Origin of the sequence: Colwellia polaris (assembly GCF_002104515.1) — a bacterium.
Classification (GTDB): Bacteria; Pseudomonadota; Gammaproteobacteria; order Enterobacterales; family Alteromonadaceae; genus Cognaticolwellia; species Cognaticolwellia polaris.
The window spans coordinates 53,577-70,267 of sequence record NZ_NBOE01000007.1; the positions used below are offsets into that span (position 1 = coordinate 53,577).

Here is a 16,691-nt window from a genome sequence, read left to right on the forward strand (position 1 = left end):
TATATTGGCTGTAGAAAGTCACATATAAATACGTAACTTTCTAAGTTACAGCTACGTAAATTTAAGCAGAAAGTTGAGCAAGTAATTTCTCAGCAGCTAGCGCTGAACTCGCAGGGTTTTGACCAGTAATAATTAGGCCATCTTGTACTGCAAAGGCATGCCAATCTTCTGCTTTTTGGTATTCGCCACCACGTTTAATCAGTTCATCTTCGAGTAAAAAAGGCACGACTTCTGTTAGTTCTACCGCTTCTTCTTCACTGTTTGTAAAGCCAGTTACTGCTTTGCCTTTAATGGCAAACTCGCCCGATGCTTGTTTAACATTTAACAACGCTGCACTCGCATGACAAACAGTTGCTACGGCTTTACCAGCGTTTAAAAAGCTTTCAAGTAAGCTGATCGAGTCAGTGTTATCGGTAAGATCCCATAATGGACCATGCCCACCAGGGTAAAATACGCCATCAAAATCACTTTCGTTAACTGAAGATAATTTTACTGTAGCCGAAATTTTAGCTTGTGCTGCAGCATCATTGTCGTAACGGTCAGTGGCTTCTGTTTGAAAATCTTCCAGCTTACTTGTTGGGTCAATAGGTGCTTGACCGCCTTGTGGTGAAGCAATAGTTACTTCAGCGCCAGCGTCGATAAATGCATAATAAGGGGCGGCAAATTCTTCAACCCAAAAACCTGTTTTTTGACCTGTGTTGCCAAGCTCGTCATGTGAAGTAAGTACCATCAATATTTTCTTAGTCATATTCATTCATCCTTTTATTTGTATAGGTTAATGTAAGTGCGATTGTCTGTGTCTGCATTTTCAATAAAGTAAGTATATGCACTAAAATCCACATGAACAATGCAGATTAAACTGACAACATTGTATCAATAATTAATACAATGTATGCTTGACTACATTTTTTGATTGATTGGGCGTTGGTTATGGATATTTCATTTGAACAACTTAAGAGTATGGTTGTTTTTGCTCAAGTCATTGAACAAGGAAGCTTAAGTGCGGCGGCGAAACATTTAGGATTATCACGAGCTGTAGTGAGTTATCACCTGAAAAAACTTGAAGAACAGCTTGAAGTAAAACTCCTTAATAGATCAACCCGTTCTATTAACCTTACCGAAGCTGGCCAAGCCTATTATGAACGTTGTCGCATTATTGCTGAACAAGCGAGTGTAGCTAAACAACAAATTGAAAATTTCAAAAACGAACCCATAGGATTACTTAAGATAACCTGCCCAGTGAATATTGGTTTGCAGATGGTTGTACCTGCACTGAATGAATTTAAGAGAATTTATCCTAAGATTGGGCTTGATGTTATGTTAACTGATGAAGTAGTAAACATTATGAAAGAAGGGATAGATTTAGCTATTCGCGGCGCTCCTTTACCCGACTCTGGTTTACAAGCAATTAAACTTGCTACTTTGGAGACATGTTTATGCGGCGCCCCTGATTACTTTCTTCAATATGGACGGCCAACAAAACCGGCAGATTTAGCTGAACATCAATGGGTAATATACAAATTAACCTCGGGCGTATTAACGCTGAAAAAAGGTAGCCGATCATTCAGTATTGCCACCAAAGGAAGTATCAGTACAAATAACGCAGCAGCTCGTACCGCTTTTGTTGAGGATGGTCATGGCTTAGCGCGCATCCCTAAATATGATGCACGGCCAAAAATAAAGGCAGGTACCCTAGAAACCGTACTTGATGATTATTTATTTAGTGATATAAACGTTTATGGTGTGTTTCCACCAGGTACAGCAAACGCTAAAAAGCTTAGATTACTACTTAACTTTTTAAAAGAATATTTTACGCGTCAAATAAGCAATAAATTACCCTAATGTTAAATGAAAATATTAGATATGCTATATATTACAACAAGTTGACTAATACCAATTGAAATAAATAATCGAACATTTAAAGGCGGTTTAAATCGTCAATAACGGCGTTGCTCTCAATCAAGCGCCCTGCTACTGAAAATTTATCCTCGTTTAAAATTGACCGATTCATTATTTCAATTGGTATTATTACATTGGGTATATTTAGCTTTTGACTACTAGCTAAATGACAGGCATAAAAAAACCGACAAAAGTCGGTTTTTTTATTTCACTTTTAAGCACTGCTTAAATTACTAAAAGTAAAATAATAAGTGGCATCCCTAAGGGGATTCGAACCCCTGTTACCGCCGTGAAAGGGCGGTGTCCTAGGCCTCTAGACGATAGGGACACTAAAACAATATGAACATAGCTAATTAGCTACTTCATGTTTTGTATCTGATTGCTAAATGTATAAAAACACTTATCAATCTAAGTTAATGGTGGCATCCCTAAGGGGATTCGAACCCCTGTTACCGCCGTGAAAGGGCGGTGTCCTAGGCCTCTAGACGATAGGGACACATTAATACCAATAGAAAACTTAACACCTTGTTACCGTAAAAAGCTCTAGCCTAGTGAACTTATAATAACACTGTATATTCTATAGTATGTGTCAAAAAACACTTACCAATAAACTTATCAAACTAAAAAAACGAGTGGCATCCCTAAGGGGATTCGAACCCCTGTTACCGCCGTGAAAGGGCGGTGTCCTAGGCCTCTAGACGATAGGGACACATTATAAACTCAAAATACTTACCATAATAAAACCGTATAAAGCTCTAGCCTAGTGAACTTATGATTTACATTATATATTTCTTGTTTGTGTCTTAAAACACGAACTCATTTTCATTTTACTTCCGAAGAAGCTTCCGAAGAAGTGGCATCCCTAAGGGGATTCGAACCCCTGTTACCGCCGTGAAAGGGCGGTGTCCTAGGCCTCTAGACGATAGGGACACTAAAACGATAAAACATAGCAATAAAGCTTTGTTTCTGGCTATCCGATTAACCTAGTCTTTCAACCTAGTTCATCCAATCGCCGTTATCTTTTTAACTATCTTTCACTTGTGCTATCAACACGAGTGAATAATATTGGTGGAGCTATGCGGGATCGAACCGCAGACCTCTTCGCTGCCAGCGAAGCGCTCTCCCAGCTGAGCTATAGCCCCACATAGAAATAAAATAAGTGGCCTAATACTTACTTTACTCCAACATCCAAAAAGTAACTCAGTTACTCGTTGAAAGCGAGGCGCATTCTAAGCAGCGACCATGATACTGTCAACCCTTATTTTAGATATTAGGTCATTTTTTTTAAAGATTTAAGTTAACTGATTACTTATAATACAAGTTGTTTAAATTTTACCTAAATTTTACTTATTCGAGTTAATTTAATCGTCAAAATGTATGCGTTATTAATAACGCATACATTTGCCAACAACAATGAGCAACATCCATATAAATTCCAACTGAACTAAAATGAATAACAATACCTGAGTATATAGTGATTTGTTGATTAATCCTTCTAACAGCACTATACCCTATAGCGAGTTGCTTTATTTATTAATCATAAAAAGGTAAAGTTGGTTTTCAATTGAAAAGATAAAAAATTATATGCAGCTAAAAGAGCTCAACGTTGTTGCCATTGGTGGTGGACACGGCTTAGGACGTGTACTATCTACCCTCTCCTTTTTAGGCAACCAACTTACTGGTATTGTTACCACAACAGATAATGGTGGTTCTACCGGCCGTTTAAGAAAACGCAGTAGCTCTATCGCATGGGGTGACTTACGAAACTGTCTTACTCAACTTGTTGACGAAAAGTCTGTGGGTAGCCAACTGTTTGACTTTAGATTCGACGGTGAAGATGAGCTTGGTGGTCATAATCTTGGTAATTTGATTTTATATGGATTAGGAGAAATACATTCTCGTCCGCTTGATTCGATAAAACTTGTTCGTCGGTTATTAAGAGTTAAAACGCCGGTATTACCTATGTCTGAAACCCCCACCGACCTTATGGCTTTTTACCCTGAAGGACTTTGCCGTGTCGGCGAAATATCTGTTGATAAAATGTCGATGATGCCCAAGAATTTAATGTTGGCTCCTTTAGTTAAAACATTACCAAGCTGTGTAGAAGCCATTTTAAACGCTGACCTAGTTATACTAGGCCCAGGAAGCTTTTTAACCAGCGTGATCCCTCCTCTACTAGTGCGAGATATTAGCAATGCTTTAGATCAAACAAATGCTCACCGAGTATTTATTGATAATATAGTAGCTGAAGATAGTCCGGCTGCGGCTCTTACGTTAGATGAAAAGCTAACTTGGATAGAAGAAAACGTTGGTTGTTTGCCAATTGATAGCGCTATATGTCACGACACTCGTGTAACCTCGACTCGTATCGATGTTTGTCATCATGAATTAAACAGTGATAGTGTTGGTCATTACCATAGTCGCGATAAATTAATTGCGGCTTTAAATATTTGTATTTCAAAGGCAAGTAACCATATCAAAATAGCGCAAGCAGCTGCCTTGCGCGCCAACTAAGTTAATATATTCATTATTTAAAACCAAAAAGCCAACGATATATTCGTTGGCTTTTGTTCGCATAATTTTTTTTAGTCATTGAATAAATTAAGTAACCTAGTTCTTCATAGGTAAGAAATTAGTATCTAATGATTCAATTTGATAATGCTACTTGTGACTTTCGTCTTGGCTTATACGGCTAGCAACTGCACCCATTTGGTCTTTATATTTTGCATCTTGGCGCTTGTTATAAGGACGAGCCGCGCTTGACGACATAGTTTCAAAATTCAATGCGGCAATTTTCATTTTTGGACGTAAAGCTAAAGGCAATTTACCACTGTTATAGAATTCTAAGACTATTTGTCCTGACCAACCGGGATCAATTCTATGCGCGGTAACATGCACCATTAAACCTAAACGAGCTAAAGAAGAGCGACCATCTAACCAACCAACTATATTGTCAGGTAAGGTTACTGACTCTAGCGTAACGGCTAAAGCTAATTCACCTGGATGAAGGAAAAAAGCATCACCGTCCGGAATATAAATTTCATCACTCATAACAGAGTTCATGGCTTTTTGCATTTCTGGCTTAGGACCGCTTAAGTCGATATAAGGCGCAGTATGGTCTTGAAAAACACGAAACTCATTACCTAAGCGAATATCTACGCTAACACCTGATATCATACTTCTGTCAGGTGGCGGTGAAATTGCTATTTGCCCTTTGCTAAGGCATTCTTCTATATCTATGTCACTTAATCTCATGATGACTCTTCTTAGGTTTCGTTGTTATAAATTCTAATTCATTGCTTGAATTATGTTGTATTGTATTAACGTAAAATCATGCTTAATTCTGCTGTTAATTTTACGTCATTCTTGTATTTAGTTTTACTTCTTATTGTGCTTTGTTTCGTTATATTTCTCTGATTAATTCAGCTATGCACTGAACTATTTTTCACTATCACTTACTTCGACTTCAGCGGTTGCTGGGCTACCCATATCGAGTTGATAATATAGTTGTGCTGCAACATTACGCGCTATAGTACGATACAGCAGCGCAACTTCTCCAGTGCTATTTTCATTAATTGCAAAACGACCCGTGTCAGCATCTTCTCGAATACGAATATCTAGCGGTAATTGTCCTAATAATAGACTATTTGCTTCTTTCGCTATTCGTGTGCCACCACCTTCACCAAATAAGTGTGATTGGTGACCACAATTTTCACATTGGTGATAACTCATATTTTCAATAATACCGAGCACGGGCAATTTAACTTGTTCGAACATTGCCATACCTTTAATAGCATCAGCTAAGGCAATGTCTTGAGGTGTTGTGATCACCACCGCACCGGCTACAGGCACTTGTTGAGCTAAGGTTAACTGAATGTCGCCCGTACCAGGCGGCATATCTACAATTAAGTAATCTAATTCTGGCCAGTCGGTTTCGTTCAGTAGTTGTGAAAAAGCTCGGCTTGCCATTGGCCCTCGCCAAACCGTAGCGTCGGCATCATCAACAAGAAAACCAATCGACATTGCACTTAAACCATGAGCCTCAAGTGGCGTGATTAACTTACCATCTACAGAGCTGGGTTTTGAGCCCTTTAATCCCAACATGGTCGGAATTGACGGGCCATAAATATCAGCATCTAAAACACCAACATTGGCCCCTTCAGCAATTAAAGCATAAGCTAAATTTACCGCTGTGGTTGACTTACCAACACCGCCCTTACCTGACGACACGGCAATAATGTTTTTTATACCTTTAATATTATGCTCTCGCACAGCGTTGATATTATATTCAACGTCAAAGCTAACAGTTTGCTGAACTAATGCTGAGAGTTGCTCAGCAATATCATGAAGCTGCCCGTCACACGGGAACGGCAATGCCATTTTAACTATGATGTTTTTTTTAGCCAAGCGCATCGTTAAAGATTGGGCAATTGCCTGTATGCCATGTGGAAATATATCTGAGCGATATGCCGCTAAAAAATCATTAATGGCTTTTTGACTATCGACACTGACTTCATTTTTGGAAAAGAAATTTGATAACATGATTAAAACGCGCTTTTATCTCGCCTTTATTGATATAAAGACGATAATTCTTAATGAAAAGTAACGACAAATTCTGTACCATTCCCTGCATAATTACCACCAATAATATGTAAACTTTATATGTCTTTATCAAAGTCATCTGTGCAAGCAGCAGATAAGCGTAAAATTTTAGTCACTTGTGCCCTTCCCTATGCCAATGGTTCTATTCATTTAGGTCATTTATTAGAACATATTCAAACTGATATTTGGGTGCGTTTTCAACGTATGCGCGGTCATGAAACTTATTTTGTATGTGCTGACGATGCTCACGGCACACCAATTATGTTGAAATCACAAGAATTAGGCGTTACACCTGAAGAGATGATAGCCGCTGTTCGTGAAGAGCACATGGCAGACTTTGCTGGCTTCCATATTAGCTACGACAATTATCATTCTACGCACAGTGATGAAAACAAAGCCTTTGCTGAAGAAATTTATAACCGATTACATGCTAATGGTCATATCAAAACTCGTACTATTTCACAGTTATATGATCCAGAAAAAGGCATGTTCTTACCTGATCGCTTTGTTAAAGGCACGTGCCCTAAATGTAAAAGTGAAGACCAAAACGGTGATAGCTGTGATAACTGTGGCGAAACCTACTCGCCTACTGAAGTATTAAACCCGCGTTCAGTCGTTTCAGGTGCTACGCCAGTTTTGCGTGATTCAGAACATTACTTCTTCGACTTACCCGCTTTTGGCGATATGTTACAAGAATGGACACGCAGTGGCTCTTTACAAGAAGAGATGGCCAACAAACTAGCAGAATGGTTTGAGCAAGGTTTAAAACAATGGGATATCAGCCGTGATTCGCCTTATTTTGGTTTTGAAATTCCGAATGCTCCTGGTAAATACTTCTATGTTTGGTTAGATGCGCCAATTGGTTACATGGGTAGTTTTAAAAATTTATGTGACGAAAAAGGTATCGACTTTGACGCTTTTTGGCAATTAGACTCTGAAGCTGAGCTTTATCACTTTATTGGTAAAGATATTATCTATTTCCATAGTTTATTTTGGCCTGCCATGCTTGAAGGTGCAGGCTATAGAAAACCAACATCAGTTTATGCGCATGGTTTTGTTACCGTTAACGGCGCTAAAATGTCTAAATCTAAAGGCACCTTTATTAAAGGCCGTACTTATTTAGAGCACTTAAACCCTGAATATTTACGTTATTACTATGCGGCAAAATTGACTAGCCGTATTGATGATTTAGATTTAAATCTTGAAGATTTTGCGCAACGTGTAAATTCAGACCTTGTTGGTAAAGTGGTTAATATCGCTTCGCGCTGTGCGAGTTTTATTACTAAACGTTTTGACGGCATGCTTTCAACTAACATTGACAACCAAGCGTTAGCTGACGAAGTAATGGCAGCCGGAGATAGTATTGCTGCTCACTACGAAGCGCGTGATTTTTCTCGCGGTATGCGTGAAATTATGGCACTTGCTGACAAAGTGAATGAATATATCGCCATTAAAGAACCTTGGCAGTTAGTCAAAGACGAAACAAAACAGCAAGAAGTGCAAGATATCTGCTCGTTGGGCATTAATATGTTCCGCACATTAATGATCTATTTAAAACCTGTACTACCAGTTTTAGCTGATAGCACGGCTCAGTTTTTAAATGACGAACTTATTTGGGAAGGTCATAAAACCTTATTAACAGATCATAAAATCAACAAGTTTAAAGCCTTATTACAGCGTGTTGATATGGACAAAGTTAATGCGATGACTGACGCCTCAAAAGATAACATGAGCCCTACACAAGCCGCAGATGCAGAGAAAAAACCTGCTAAAAAAGCTAAAGCTCAAAAGGTGGTTGATAACTCAGCAGCGCTTGCAGACCCTTTAGCAGCAGATCCTATTTCTGATGAAATACAGTTTGAAGACTTTGCTAAAATAGATTTACGTATTGCGAAAATCATTAACGCTGAACATGTTGAAAAAGCAGATAAATTACTACGCTTAACCTTAGCGTTAGATGACAAAGAAAATGGTGAAACACGCCAAGTGTTTGCCGGTATTAAATCTGCGTATCAACCTGAAGACTTAATTGGTAAACATACTGTGATGGTGGCGAACTTAGCACCTAGAAAAATGCGCTTTGGTATGTCAGAAGGTATGGTTTTAGCTGCAGGACCAGGCGGTAAAGACTTATGGATACTAAATCCTGATGATGGCGCACAGGCCGGAATGCGTGTTAAATAGGTACCTACGAAAAATAGCGATTTAACGTGGCTATATAAAATAAAAAGGCAAACCTAAATTATCAATCGAGGTTTGCCTTTTTTAATGTTACACCCTATTAATTAAATTAACTGAGCTACTATTTTACCAGTGACAAATCAGCAGTTAGTTAATCAACTTGATATTACATCTCGTAACTTTTATTAACTCGCTTTATTATAATATTTTCAATAATAAAGCATAAATATAATACGATTATTCTCTATGACATTATTTAAGCTCAGCAATGTTCCAACTTCTACTCGCATAATTGTCGCCATGTTTTTGGGGCTAATTATAGGTAGCTTCAGCGTTCCGTTGTACTCAACAGTTAATCACCTTGCTAATGCTTTTGTCATGTTATTACAAATGACCGCCCTTCCTTATATCGCACTGTCTCTGATGGTTGGTATTGGCGGCTTGTCTGCTAGCAAAGCTAAGTCAGCGCTTAAAGTCACTTTGATACTCGTGATATTACTCATCGCCCTGATGTTATGCTTTATTTTAATGGCACCTTTATCATTTCCCAACTGGCAAACAGCCGAGTTTTATAGTGCTAATACGGTTAAAGTCAGCCAAGAGTTTAACATTATAGAATTGTTTATACCGTCAAACCCCTTTAACGCTTTTGCAAATGCGCTGATCCCAGCGGTGGTATTTTTTAGTGTTTTTATTGGTGTTGGTTTAATGCCGATTAAAAATAAGCGTCAAACGTTAGCAGTACTGAGTAACTTAAGACAATCAGTAAGCAATATCAGTCATTTAGTGATGCGTTTAGCGCCTATTGGTGTGTTTTGTATTGGTTGGCGAGCAGCAGCAACGCTAGATGCATCTCAACTTGATGGCTTAATGATTTATGTTGCCAGTGCGCTTGTTTTAACGGCTTTATTGGCTTTTGTTGTATTTCCTGCGCTATTAGCCACTGTAACGCCATTTGGTTATAGAGCCATTTTAAAAGCTTCAAGAGAGGCGATGATTACGGCTTTTGCAACCGGTAGTTTTTTTGTTGTTATTCCCATTATTGTCGAAAAAACCAAACAACTAATTTCCTCACAGTACCCTGACACTGACAACGTTGACAAAGTCTCAGATGTTATCGTGCCTATAAGTTACAGTTTACCGGTAGGTGGTAAATTACTTTCACTGCTTTTTGTTTTGTTTGCCGCTTGGTTTTCAGGTGCTTACATCAGTTTTGAAGATTATGTAAAGCTTGTTGTAATGGGCATTCCGCAGTTATTTGGTACTAGCACCTTAGCAATGCAAAACCTGTTAGAGATATTCAATGTTTCGCATAGCATGTTCGACTTTTTCCTTGTGGCTGAAAACCTAGTTGTTGGCCGTTTATCTGCCTTACTATCTGTTACTTTTGCCTGTTGCTTACCTATTTTGGTGGCAACCAGCATGGCAAAGTCATTTACGCTAAAGAAAAAAGCACTGCTTAAATACTTACTGATTATTCCTGCTTTGTCTGTTATATCTTTCATCAGTTTAAAGCATGCTTTCAGCTCTATAAGCTACCAATATGAAGGCTACACTAAATTCATAGAGCGTGATTTTTTAATGGAAAGCGTAAACACTACACTTTTAGATAAAGCACAAACCATTAACCAAAACATGCAACCGAATGTAAGTGTATTAAACCGTATTAAAGAGCGAGGTTACTTGCGTGTAGGATACTTTCGCGATGATTTACCTTACTCTTTTCACAACGATAAAGGCAAACTTGTTGGCTTCGATATTGAAATAATGCACCAACTAGCTTTAGATCTTAATGTTGATATTGAGTTTGTTAAAATCTTTCATAATCAAGCAAAAACATTGCTCACTTCAGGTTATTTGGATATTACTACCGGCGTACCGGTTATTCCTGACAACATGACAAAATACACATTAACTATGCCTTATAGCTCGCAGAGTTTAGCGATTATAGTTAAAGATAAACGTCGTGCAGAGTTCACAAAATGGGACAATATATTACAGCGTGATGATCTTATTTTAGGTATTCCAGAAAGCTTTTATTATGAAAAAGCCATTGCTAGAACCTTTACTCATGGCAAAGCTTGGGAAATATCAACGCCTAGATTGTTTTTTAAACCCGAGTATTCACATATAGACGCTATGCTTTTTGGTGCTGCAGCATCATCTGCATGGACAATGCTAAATCCAAGTTACACCGTGGTAGTCCCTAAACCGGAATTATCGCCACTGTTTATGGCATTTCCTATCAATAAAAATGACCATAGTTTTGAGTTATTTATGCGCAATTGGATCACCATGAAACAACAGAGTAAAACCATTGATAAACTGTTCGATTATTGGATCAGAGGCGACAAAAGTATTACCCCTTAAAAGCCAATAAAGCTGTATTTACTCAGTAAAATGAAAAATTAACCAAGAGTTGAAAAACAAAAATGAAAAAAACCACAAAGGCACTTTTCTCAAATAAAGCCAGTATTGCAATAATTCTATTTGTCGCTGCATTCATTACTGGCTGTGCAAAAATAAACGATATTTCAACGAATTTAGACCGCGAAAACTTTAAAAATTACTTTTCGCCAGCCAAAGTAAAAATTTATACCGATGAGAATGAGTTTGTTGGTAAACATAAATTTATTGGTTTAGTTGACGGTGAGTCTTGCCAAGAAAAAGCTCATCATGCTGCTCCAAACGAAATTGATGCTCGCACGGAAGCTAGAGGCAAAGCATACAAACTGGGTGCCAATGCCATTATTTTTAGTCAGTGTGTCATGATCGAAGAAGATAAAGCCGCTAAATATTGTTTGTCTTCAACGGTTTGCTATGGTCGAGCTTACCAAATTGAACAAGTAAAATAATGACAAGCAGCGTTAATTTCAACGTTATTGGCACAATTGACTCGCCCTACAAGGAAAAATTTGCCATTCCTAGGCAGCCAGGTATTGTTACTGCCGCGCAAGGACAACTGCATTTAACTGGCTTAGCGAATAACGAAGAGTTAGTGCGAGGATTAGAGCAATTTAGCCATATTTGGTTGTTATTTGTTTTTCATGGCACGCAGTCGCAAGGTTGGAAACCCCTTGTGCGGCCGCCACGTTTAGGCGGTAACAAAAAGCTGGGTGTGCTGGCAACCCGTTCAACTTTCAGGCCCAACCCTATTGGTATGTCGGTGGTAAAGCTAGATAGAATTGAGCATTGTACGGTTAACTCAGATAATAGAAATAGCACAGAAGATAAAACGTCTCAGGTGATATTACATATCAGCGAATTAGACTTGCTTGACGGTACACCTATTATCGATATTAAACCTTACTTGCCCTACGCAGATATTGTTGAAAACGCTCATGGTGGCTATGCGCAAAACCAACCAAGCAATAATATCACTGTCGAATTTTCACCGTTATCACTTAAAACCTTAGCTGACAATATAACGCACTATCCAACTCTACAAAGCCTGATTGAGCAAGTGTTAATACAAGATCCCCGCCCTGCTTATAAACACCATAAATCTGACGATAAAGTTTATGGTATGAGCCTGTATAACTTTAATATTAAATGGCAGATGACTGATCTTACAACATTACAAGTGATCACAATAGAAGACGCTAAACACGTTTAAGTTTAGCCACTAAATTACTATGTAATGTCCGATTATCGCCATGATTCATTGGTTATCTATTTATACTAAAGCTAACTACAATATCTAAGGATTTTCATTGAACACACCGAATAGCCAAAATTACCAAGCCTATCTTGAGCTGTTGTTACTCGCCGCTATTTGGGGCGCATCTTTTATGTTTATGCGAGTAGGAGTCCCTGAATTTGGTCCAATAGTATTTGCAGCTCTTCGAACGGGTATCGCGGCTATTTTTTTGATTGTGTGTTTAGTTTTATTCAAACAAACTAAAGCCTTGAGAGGCTACTGGGGTAAAATATTTGTTGTTGGTGCGCTCAATACTGCACTGCCATTTGCTTTGTTTAGTTACGCAACCTTAACCCTAACCGCTGGAACAGCTTCAGTTTTAAATGCTACCACACCAATGTTCGGTGCTATTGTTGCTTATATTTGGTTGAAAGATAAGTTAAGTCTTAGCGCAACTTTCGGCTTATTTATTGGCTTTATTGGGGTCTATTTATTAGTATCCGACAATTTACATTTTGGCGTAACAGTTTCAGCGCCAGCAATGCAAAGCAACGCGTTGTTCCCCACATTAGCCGCTATGCTTGCTGCGCTTTGTTATGGCATTTCTGCCAATTATACTAAAAAATATTTAAGCGCTATAAAACCATTGGCTTTAGCTTCAGGCAGCCAAATTTCAGCCACTATTATGCTAGTACCGTTAAGTTTATTTTTTCTCCCTGAAACCATACCTAGCAGTAATGCTATCGGCTCTGCTCTGTTAATTGGCATAATATGTACAGGCTTTGCTTACATATTATTTTTTCGACTTATTGCCCAACTCGGCCCTGCAAAGGCAATATCAGTAACTTATTTAATTCCTGCATTTGGTATTCTTTGGGGGGCTTTATTCTTAGCTGAAACTATCAGTTTGATGATGCTTATTGGTGGTAGTGTAACCTTGCTTGGCGTGGCGTTAACGACTGGAATACTACAAAGAAAAAAGTAACGAATAGATATTAGCAATGCAAACTACAAATAAAGCGTACAAATAAACGTTTTTTAATACCGTTTATTTGTACGCTAATATGATCTTATTTGGCTATTTTTGTTTAACAACCTTACCTGTTTTCATCACAAAATCTACATCGAGTAATTCATCAATATTATTTAACGGGCTAGCGTGCATGGCAATAATATCGGCTACTTTCCCCACTTCTAATGTGCCTAAGGTTTTTGATTTGCCAATTAAGTCAGCGCCATTAATGGTTGCCGATACTAAAATGTCTTGTGGCGTCATGCCAGCTGCAAACATTAATTGCGCTTCTCTCGCATTATAACCATGTTTTGAAACACCGCTATCAGTACCATAAGCTATTTTTACGCCGGCTTTGTAAGCGCGTTTAAAGTTATCGGTCATATCGCCGCCAACACGTATCGCTTTAGCGCGAATCGCCGGTGACATAAAGTCAGTAGTTTTTGCTAAATTAACCACGGTGTCTCCAGCCATTAATGTTGGCACTAAATACGCTCCGCCTTTTTTAAAGAGCTTAATACTTTCTTTGTCGGCATAGCTGCCATGTTCAATACTGTCAACGCCTGCGCGTAACGCGGCGTTAATACCCGCTGCAGCATGTGCATGGCTTGCCACTTTACGTCCTAGCGAATGTGCAGTATCAACCACTTCTTTAATTTCATCATCAGCCATTTGTTGGCCAGTACCCGTATCTGTGTCTGATAACACACCACCTGTGGAGGTAATTTTAATGACATCGGCACCAAACTTTATTGCGTGACGAGTAGCGCGTCGACAATCGTAAGGACCGTCACAAACGGTTTCTGCTGTGTGCAGTTTCATTAAATCGGGCGCCATGCCATCTACATCACCATGCCCACCGGTAACGGCAACACTACTACCAGCAGCAACAATAGTTGGTCCAGATATCCACCCTTTTTTTACCCCATCGCGTAAGGCAAATATTTGCTCAGCACTCGCGCCTAAATCACGAACGGTAGTAAACCCGGCCATTAATGTTTTATGGGCAAAATGAGCACTTTTCATTAACGTGTCGGCATCAGATAAGTTCACCGTATCACTGTCGTTGCTCGGGCCAAGTTCACCTTGTAAATGTACATGCATATCCATTAAGCCTGACATAACAAAGCTCGAAGACAGATCAATGAATGTGGCATCTGTTGCAATACTTTTTACATCAACAAAGCCTGATTTAAGTTCAGTAATTTTACCATCGTTAATCACTAGCGTTTGTTTTTTAAGTGGTGCTTTACCGGCAGTAACTAATAACTCTCCGGCATGTATAACGGTTGTTTGTGCGAATGCTGTATGAGATATCGCTGCACTAACCATTAGCGCAATAGTTGTTATTGAAGATTTTAATCTAAGCATGTCTCGACCTTATTGTTATTTTAATGTTTACCTCTAGTTATAACAGTATGGCAAAAGAATGAAAATTGTAATCGATAAATGGGGAGATTATTCAGTTCAATAACCACTCGGTTAATTTAGTGATTAGTTTTAATTTATAGTGAGGAGCTTTATTTTTATCGCCTTAGCATGGTTCTTTGTCGGCCATAAAAACAAAAAACCAGCGCTAGGCTGGTTTCTTAATCACAAAACTATTAATTCGCGTAATGTGTTTCGCTTAATGCTGATGACCACCAGCGCCGTGCGCATGGCCATGTTCAATTTCTTCTGCGCTAGCTTCACGTACGTCCGCAACTTCAAGATCAAAGGTTAATACTTTACCTGCTAATGGCGGATTAATATCAACAGTTATCATAAATTTACCCGCTTTAACGACTGTAACTTGACGTTGGCCGCCTTCGGTATTAACTACCGCAGTCATGCCCGCTTTCCATTTAGCACTTGGCGAAGGTAAACCTTGTAAATGTTTAACGGGTACACGCTGAATAGCGTCTTCTTGGCGTTCGCCGTAGGCATCTTCAGGTTGCAAAGTTACTGAGAACTTATCACCCTTTTCTTTGCCTGCTAATGCGTTTTCTACGCCCACTAACATATTTTTATAACCGTGAAGATAAGCTAATGGCTCACCTGCGTGAGAGTTTTCTATTTCTACGCCTGCTTCATCTTTAAGTACGTAGTGAAACTGAACAACGGTTTTATCAGTAATTTTCATTTTATTTCCAAGCTAATCATTTAGGTTAATTTGCCAATAAAGTCGGCAAAAAATAATGCGTAAATCGTTGCGCCAGAGTTTAACAAAATAGTACAGGCAATTGAATTAAGAATTTATGCTTAGTATGAATTTTATCGCGGGTAACTAGGATATTGAGTCGATATCAATTTATGCCCAAAGCAATAAAATCAAGACACTGAGCACTATCAAAAACATACCTAAGTATTCAACAGCCGATATTTTTTCTTTAAAAATACGATAAGTAATAAACAGTGTTATAAAAAATTCTACTTGTCCTAGAGCTTTAACGTAAGCTACATGCTGAAAACTCATCGCAGTAAACCAACCTATCGAGCCAACAACACTGGTTAATCCTACAAATAAACATAATCGCCATTGCTTTATCATGGTGATAAGTTGATGCCTGTCCTGCCAATAAACGTAAATCAAAGAAATAAACGACTGTACTGTGATCATAAAAGTTAAGGTCAGCGCCGCGCTTAATAGTAAATCGCTATTTAAGGCCAAACTTGATTCTCGAACTAGCAAGGTGGTAATGGCTAACCCTAAACCTGACGCTAAACCAAAACCCGCCCCAGGATTTTGAAAAACATCTTTAGCGGTAAACTTTACTTTCGACACTAACAAAATACCAACCACACCAATAATGATTGAGAACCAGCCCATAAAACTTAAGCCAATGGAGAATAGAAAAAAGCCTACAATCGCAACTTGAATTGCCTCTGTTTTCGCTAAGCTCGTTGCCACTGCAAAATTACGGTATTTAAATGCAATCATTAAACATGCCGTACCAATAATTTGCATCACAGAAGCAATGAGCGCGTATTGAATAAACTGTGTATTTAAATCGGGGATTTCTAGGGCGCGGTAGTCTGATACCCACCATAAATAAAGCCAAGCAAAAGGCAACGCATAAACATATCTTACCCCTGTTGTGGCCATCGCATTAAGGTGCTGTGTTAGTTGCTTTTGACCAGCTGTTCTAATTGCTTGCATAAAAGCAGCAAGTAAAGTGAAGTAAATCCAGATTTCCAAAGGAATTCCAAGGTAAGCCTTATGTAACAGTATTGTATGATTTACTTTTTCAAAAAACTATCTATCAATGACTATATTCATTATCAATGGGATTAATTTTTTATATCAATATGAAAGTAGGTTGTTGAGAGTATGCCCCAGAAAACAAGCGTAAAATCAGCCTTAACAGGTTTTAAGAT

Annotated in this window: 13 protein-coding genes and 5 tRNA genes; 7 read left to right on the forward strand and 11 right to left on the reverse strand. The window is 38.6% G+C overall.

All coding sequences use genetic code 11. The features are described 5' to 3' along the window. Positions 1 to 61: 61 nt before the first annotated feature. Positions 62 to 748: a type 1 glutamine amidotransferase domain-containing protein gene (locus B6A32_RS12210; RefSeq protein ID WP_085304425.1), complete on the reverse strand. Its 687-nt coding sequence runs from the start codon at positions 746 to 748 to the stop codon at positions 62 to 64. A 182-nt stretch (positions 749 to 930) separates the two neighbouring features. Between B6A32_RS12210 and B6A32_RS12215 the strand changes: the two genes are divergently transcribed. Next, complete coding sequence (locus B6A32_RS12215) at positions 931 to 1,842, forward strand: LysR family transcriptional regulator (protein WP_085304428.1); 912 nt, start codon at positions 931 to 933, stop codon at positions 1,840 to 1,842. Between the two features lie 309 nt (positions 1,843 to 2,151). Here B6A32_RS12215 and B6A32_RS12220 read toward each other — a convergent pair. From B6A32_RS12220 to B6A32_RS12240, 5 genes are all read right to left on the reverse strand, one after another. Further along, positions 2,152 to 2,227, reverse strand: a tRNA-Glu gene (locus tag B6A32_RS12220). 92 nt (positions 2,228 to 2,319) lie between these two features. Further along, positions 2,320 to 2,395 (reverse strand) — tRNA-Glu (locus B6A32_RS12225). Between the two features lie 137 nt (positions 2,396 to 2,532). Continuing rightward, a tRNA-Glu gene (locus B6A32_RS12230) sits at positions 2,533 to 2,608 on the reverse strand. Between the two features lie 145 nt (positions 2,609 to 2,753). Then, positions 2,754 to 2,829: transfer RNA gene (locus tag B6A32_RS12235), tRNA-Glu, on the reverse strand. A gap of 136 nt (positions 2,830 to 2,965) precedes the next feature. Continuing rightward, positions 2,966 to 3,041, reverse strand: a tRNA-Ala gene (locus B6A32_RS12240). 442 nt (positions 3,042 to 3,483) lie between these two features. Between B6A32_RS12240 and B6A32_RS12245 the strand changes: the two genes are divergently transcribed. Then, a complete protein-coding gene (locus B6A32_RS12245; RefSeq protein WP_085304430.1) occupies positions 3,484 to 4,413 on the forward strand; it encodes a gluconeogenesis factor YvcK family protein in 930 nt (309 codons plus the stop codon). A 147-nt stretch (positions 4,414 to 4,560) separates the two neighbouring features. Here B6A32_RS12245 and dcd read toward each other — a convergent pair whose 3' ends face one another. Then, positions 4,561 to 5,154, reverse strand: coding sequence for a dCTP deaminase (dcd, locus tag B6A32_RS12250; RefSeq protein ID WP_085304432.1), 594 nt, complete (start codon positions 5,152 to 5,154; stop codon positions 4,561 to 4,563). 183 nt (positions 5,155 to 5,337) lie between these two features. After that, positions 5,338 to 6,441, reverse strand: a complete 1,104-nt coding sequence (gene apbC, locus B6A32_RS12255; protein ID WP_085304434.1) for an iron-sulfur cluster carrier protein ApbC — start codon at positions 6,439 to 6,441, stop codon at positions 5,338 to 5,340. Between the two features lie 120 nt (positions 6,442 to 6,561). Here apbC and metG point away from each other — a divergent pair, with 120 nt between their 5' ends. The 5 genes from metG (at position 6,562) to B6A32_RS12280 (ending at position 13,307) form a co-directional block, all read left to right on the forward strand. Continuing rightward, positions 6,562 to 8,685 (forward strand): methionine--tRNA ligase, encoded by a 2,124-nt coding sequence (gene metG / locus B6A32_RS12260; RefSeq protein ID WP_085304436.1) that lies wholly within the window; start codon positions 6,562 to 6,564, stop codon positions 8,683 to 8,685. A 243-nt stretch (positions 8,686 to 8,928) separates the two neighbouring features. Further along, positions 8,929 to 11,052 (forward strand): cation:dicarboxylate symporter family transporter, encoded by a 2,124-nt coding sequence (locus B6A32_RS12265; protein WP_085304438.1) that lies wholly within the window; start codon positions 8,929 to 8,931, stop codon positions 11,050 to 11,052. 62 nt (positions 11,053 to 11,114) lie between these two features. After that, positions 11,115 to 11,537 (forward strand): Rcs stress response system protein RcsF, encoded by a 423-nt coding sequence (rcsF, locus tag B6A32_RS12270; RefSeq protein WP_085304440.1) that lies wholly within the window; start codon positions 11,115 to 11,117, stop codon positions 11,535 to 11,537. Further along, positions 11,537 to 12,298, forward strand: a complete 762-nt coding sequence (gene tsaA, locus B6A32_RS12275) for a tRNA (N6-threonylcarbamoyladenosine(37)-N6)-methyltransferase TrmO (RefSeq protein ID WP_085304443.1) — start codon at positions 11,537 to 11,539, stop codon at positions 12,296 to 12,298. Before rcsF ends, tsaA begins: the two co-directional genes overlap by 1 nt. 97 nt (positions 12,299 to 12,395) lie before the next feature. Further along, positions 12,396 to 13,307, forward strand: coding sequence for a DMT family transporter (locus tag B6A32_RS12280; RefSeq protein WP_233131411.1), 912 nt, complete (start codon positions 12,396 to 12,398; stop codon positions 13,305 to 13,307). Positions 13,308 to 13,400: 93 nt separating this feature from the next. On the opposite strand, the gene B6A32_RS12285 is transcribed toward B6A32_RS12280, so the two are convergent. The 3 genes from B6A32_RS12285 to B6A32_RS12295 all read right to left on the reverse strand — a co-directional run bounded on the left by B6A32_RS12285 (position 13,401) and on the right by B6A32_RS12295 (position 16,512). Then, on the reverse strand, positions 13,401 to 14,705 hold the full coding sequence (locus B6A32_RS12285; protein WP_085304445.1) for a metal-dependent hydrolase family protein: 1,305 nt from the start codon (positions 14,703 to 14,705) through the stop codon (positions 13,401 to 13,403). Positions 14,706 to 14,961: 256 nt separating this feature from the next. Continuing rightward, positions 14,962 to 15,456, reverse strand: coding sequence for an FKBP-type peptidyl-prolyl cis-trans isomerase (locus tag B6A32_RS12290; RefSeq protein ID WP_085304447.1), 495 nt, complete (start codon positions 15,454 to 15,456; stop codon positions 14,962 to 14,964). Between the two features lie 168 nt (positions 15,457 to 15,624). Then, on the reverse strand, positions 15,625 to 16,512 hold the full coding sequence (locus B6A32_RS12295; protein ID WP_085304449.1) for a DMT family transporter: 888 nt from the start codon (positions 16,510 to 16,512) through the stop codon (positions 15,625 to 15,627). Positions 16,513 to 16,691 lie beyond the last annotated feature (179 nt).

Excerpts from the sequence above, each read along its gene's own strand:
- apbC (WP_085304434.1), bottom strand. The coding sequence starts at position 6,441 with ATGTTATCAAATTTCTTTTCCAAAAATGAAGTCAGTGTCGATAGTCAA.
- B6A32_RS12265 (WP_085304438.1), top strand. The coding sequence starts at position 8,929 with ATGACATTATTTAAGCTCAGCAATGTTCCAACTTCTACTCGCATAATT.
- tsaA (WP_085304443.1), top strand. The coding sequence starts at position 11,537 with ATGACAAGCAGCGTTAATTTCAACGTTATTGGCACAATTGACTCGCCC.
- B6A32_RS12285 (WP_085304445.1), bottom strand. The coding sequence starts at position 14,705 with ATGCTTAGATTAAAATCTTCAATAACAACTATTGCGCTAATGGTTAGT.
- dcd (WP_085304432.1), bottom strand. The coding sequence starts at position 5,154 with ATGAGATTAAGTGACATAGATATAGAAGAATGCCTTAGCAAAGGGCAA.
- B6A32_RS12245 (WP_085304430.1), top strand. The coding sequence starts at position 3,484 with ATGCAGCTAAAAGAGCTCAACGTTGTTGCCATTGGTGGTGGACACGGC.
- metG (WP_085304436.1), top strand. The coding sequence starts at position 6,562 with ATGTCTTTATCAAAGTCATCTGTGCAAGCAGCAGATAAGCGTAAAATT.
- rcsF (WP_085304440.1), top strand. The coding sequence starts at position 11,115 with ATGAAAAAAACCACAAAGGCACTTTTCTCAAATAAAGCCAGTATTGCA.
- B6A32_RS12210 (WP_085304425.1), bottom strand. The coding sequence starts at position 748 with ATGACTAAGAAAATATTGATGGTACTTACTTCACATGACGAGCTTGGC.
- B6A32_RS12290 (WP_085304447.1), bottom strand. The coding sequence starts at position 15,456 with ATGAAAATTACTGATAAAACCGTTGTTCAGTTTCACTACGTACTTAAA.
- B6A32_RS12215 (WP_085304428.1), top strand. The coding sequence starts at position 931 with ATGGATATTTCATTTGAACAACTTAAGAGTATGGTTGTTTTTGCTCAA.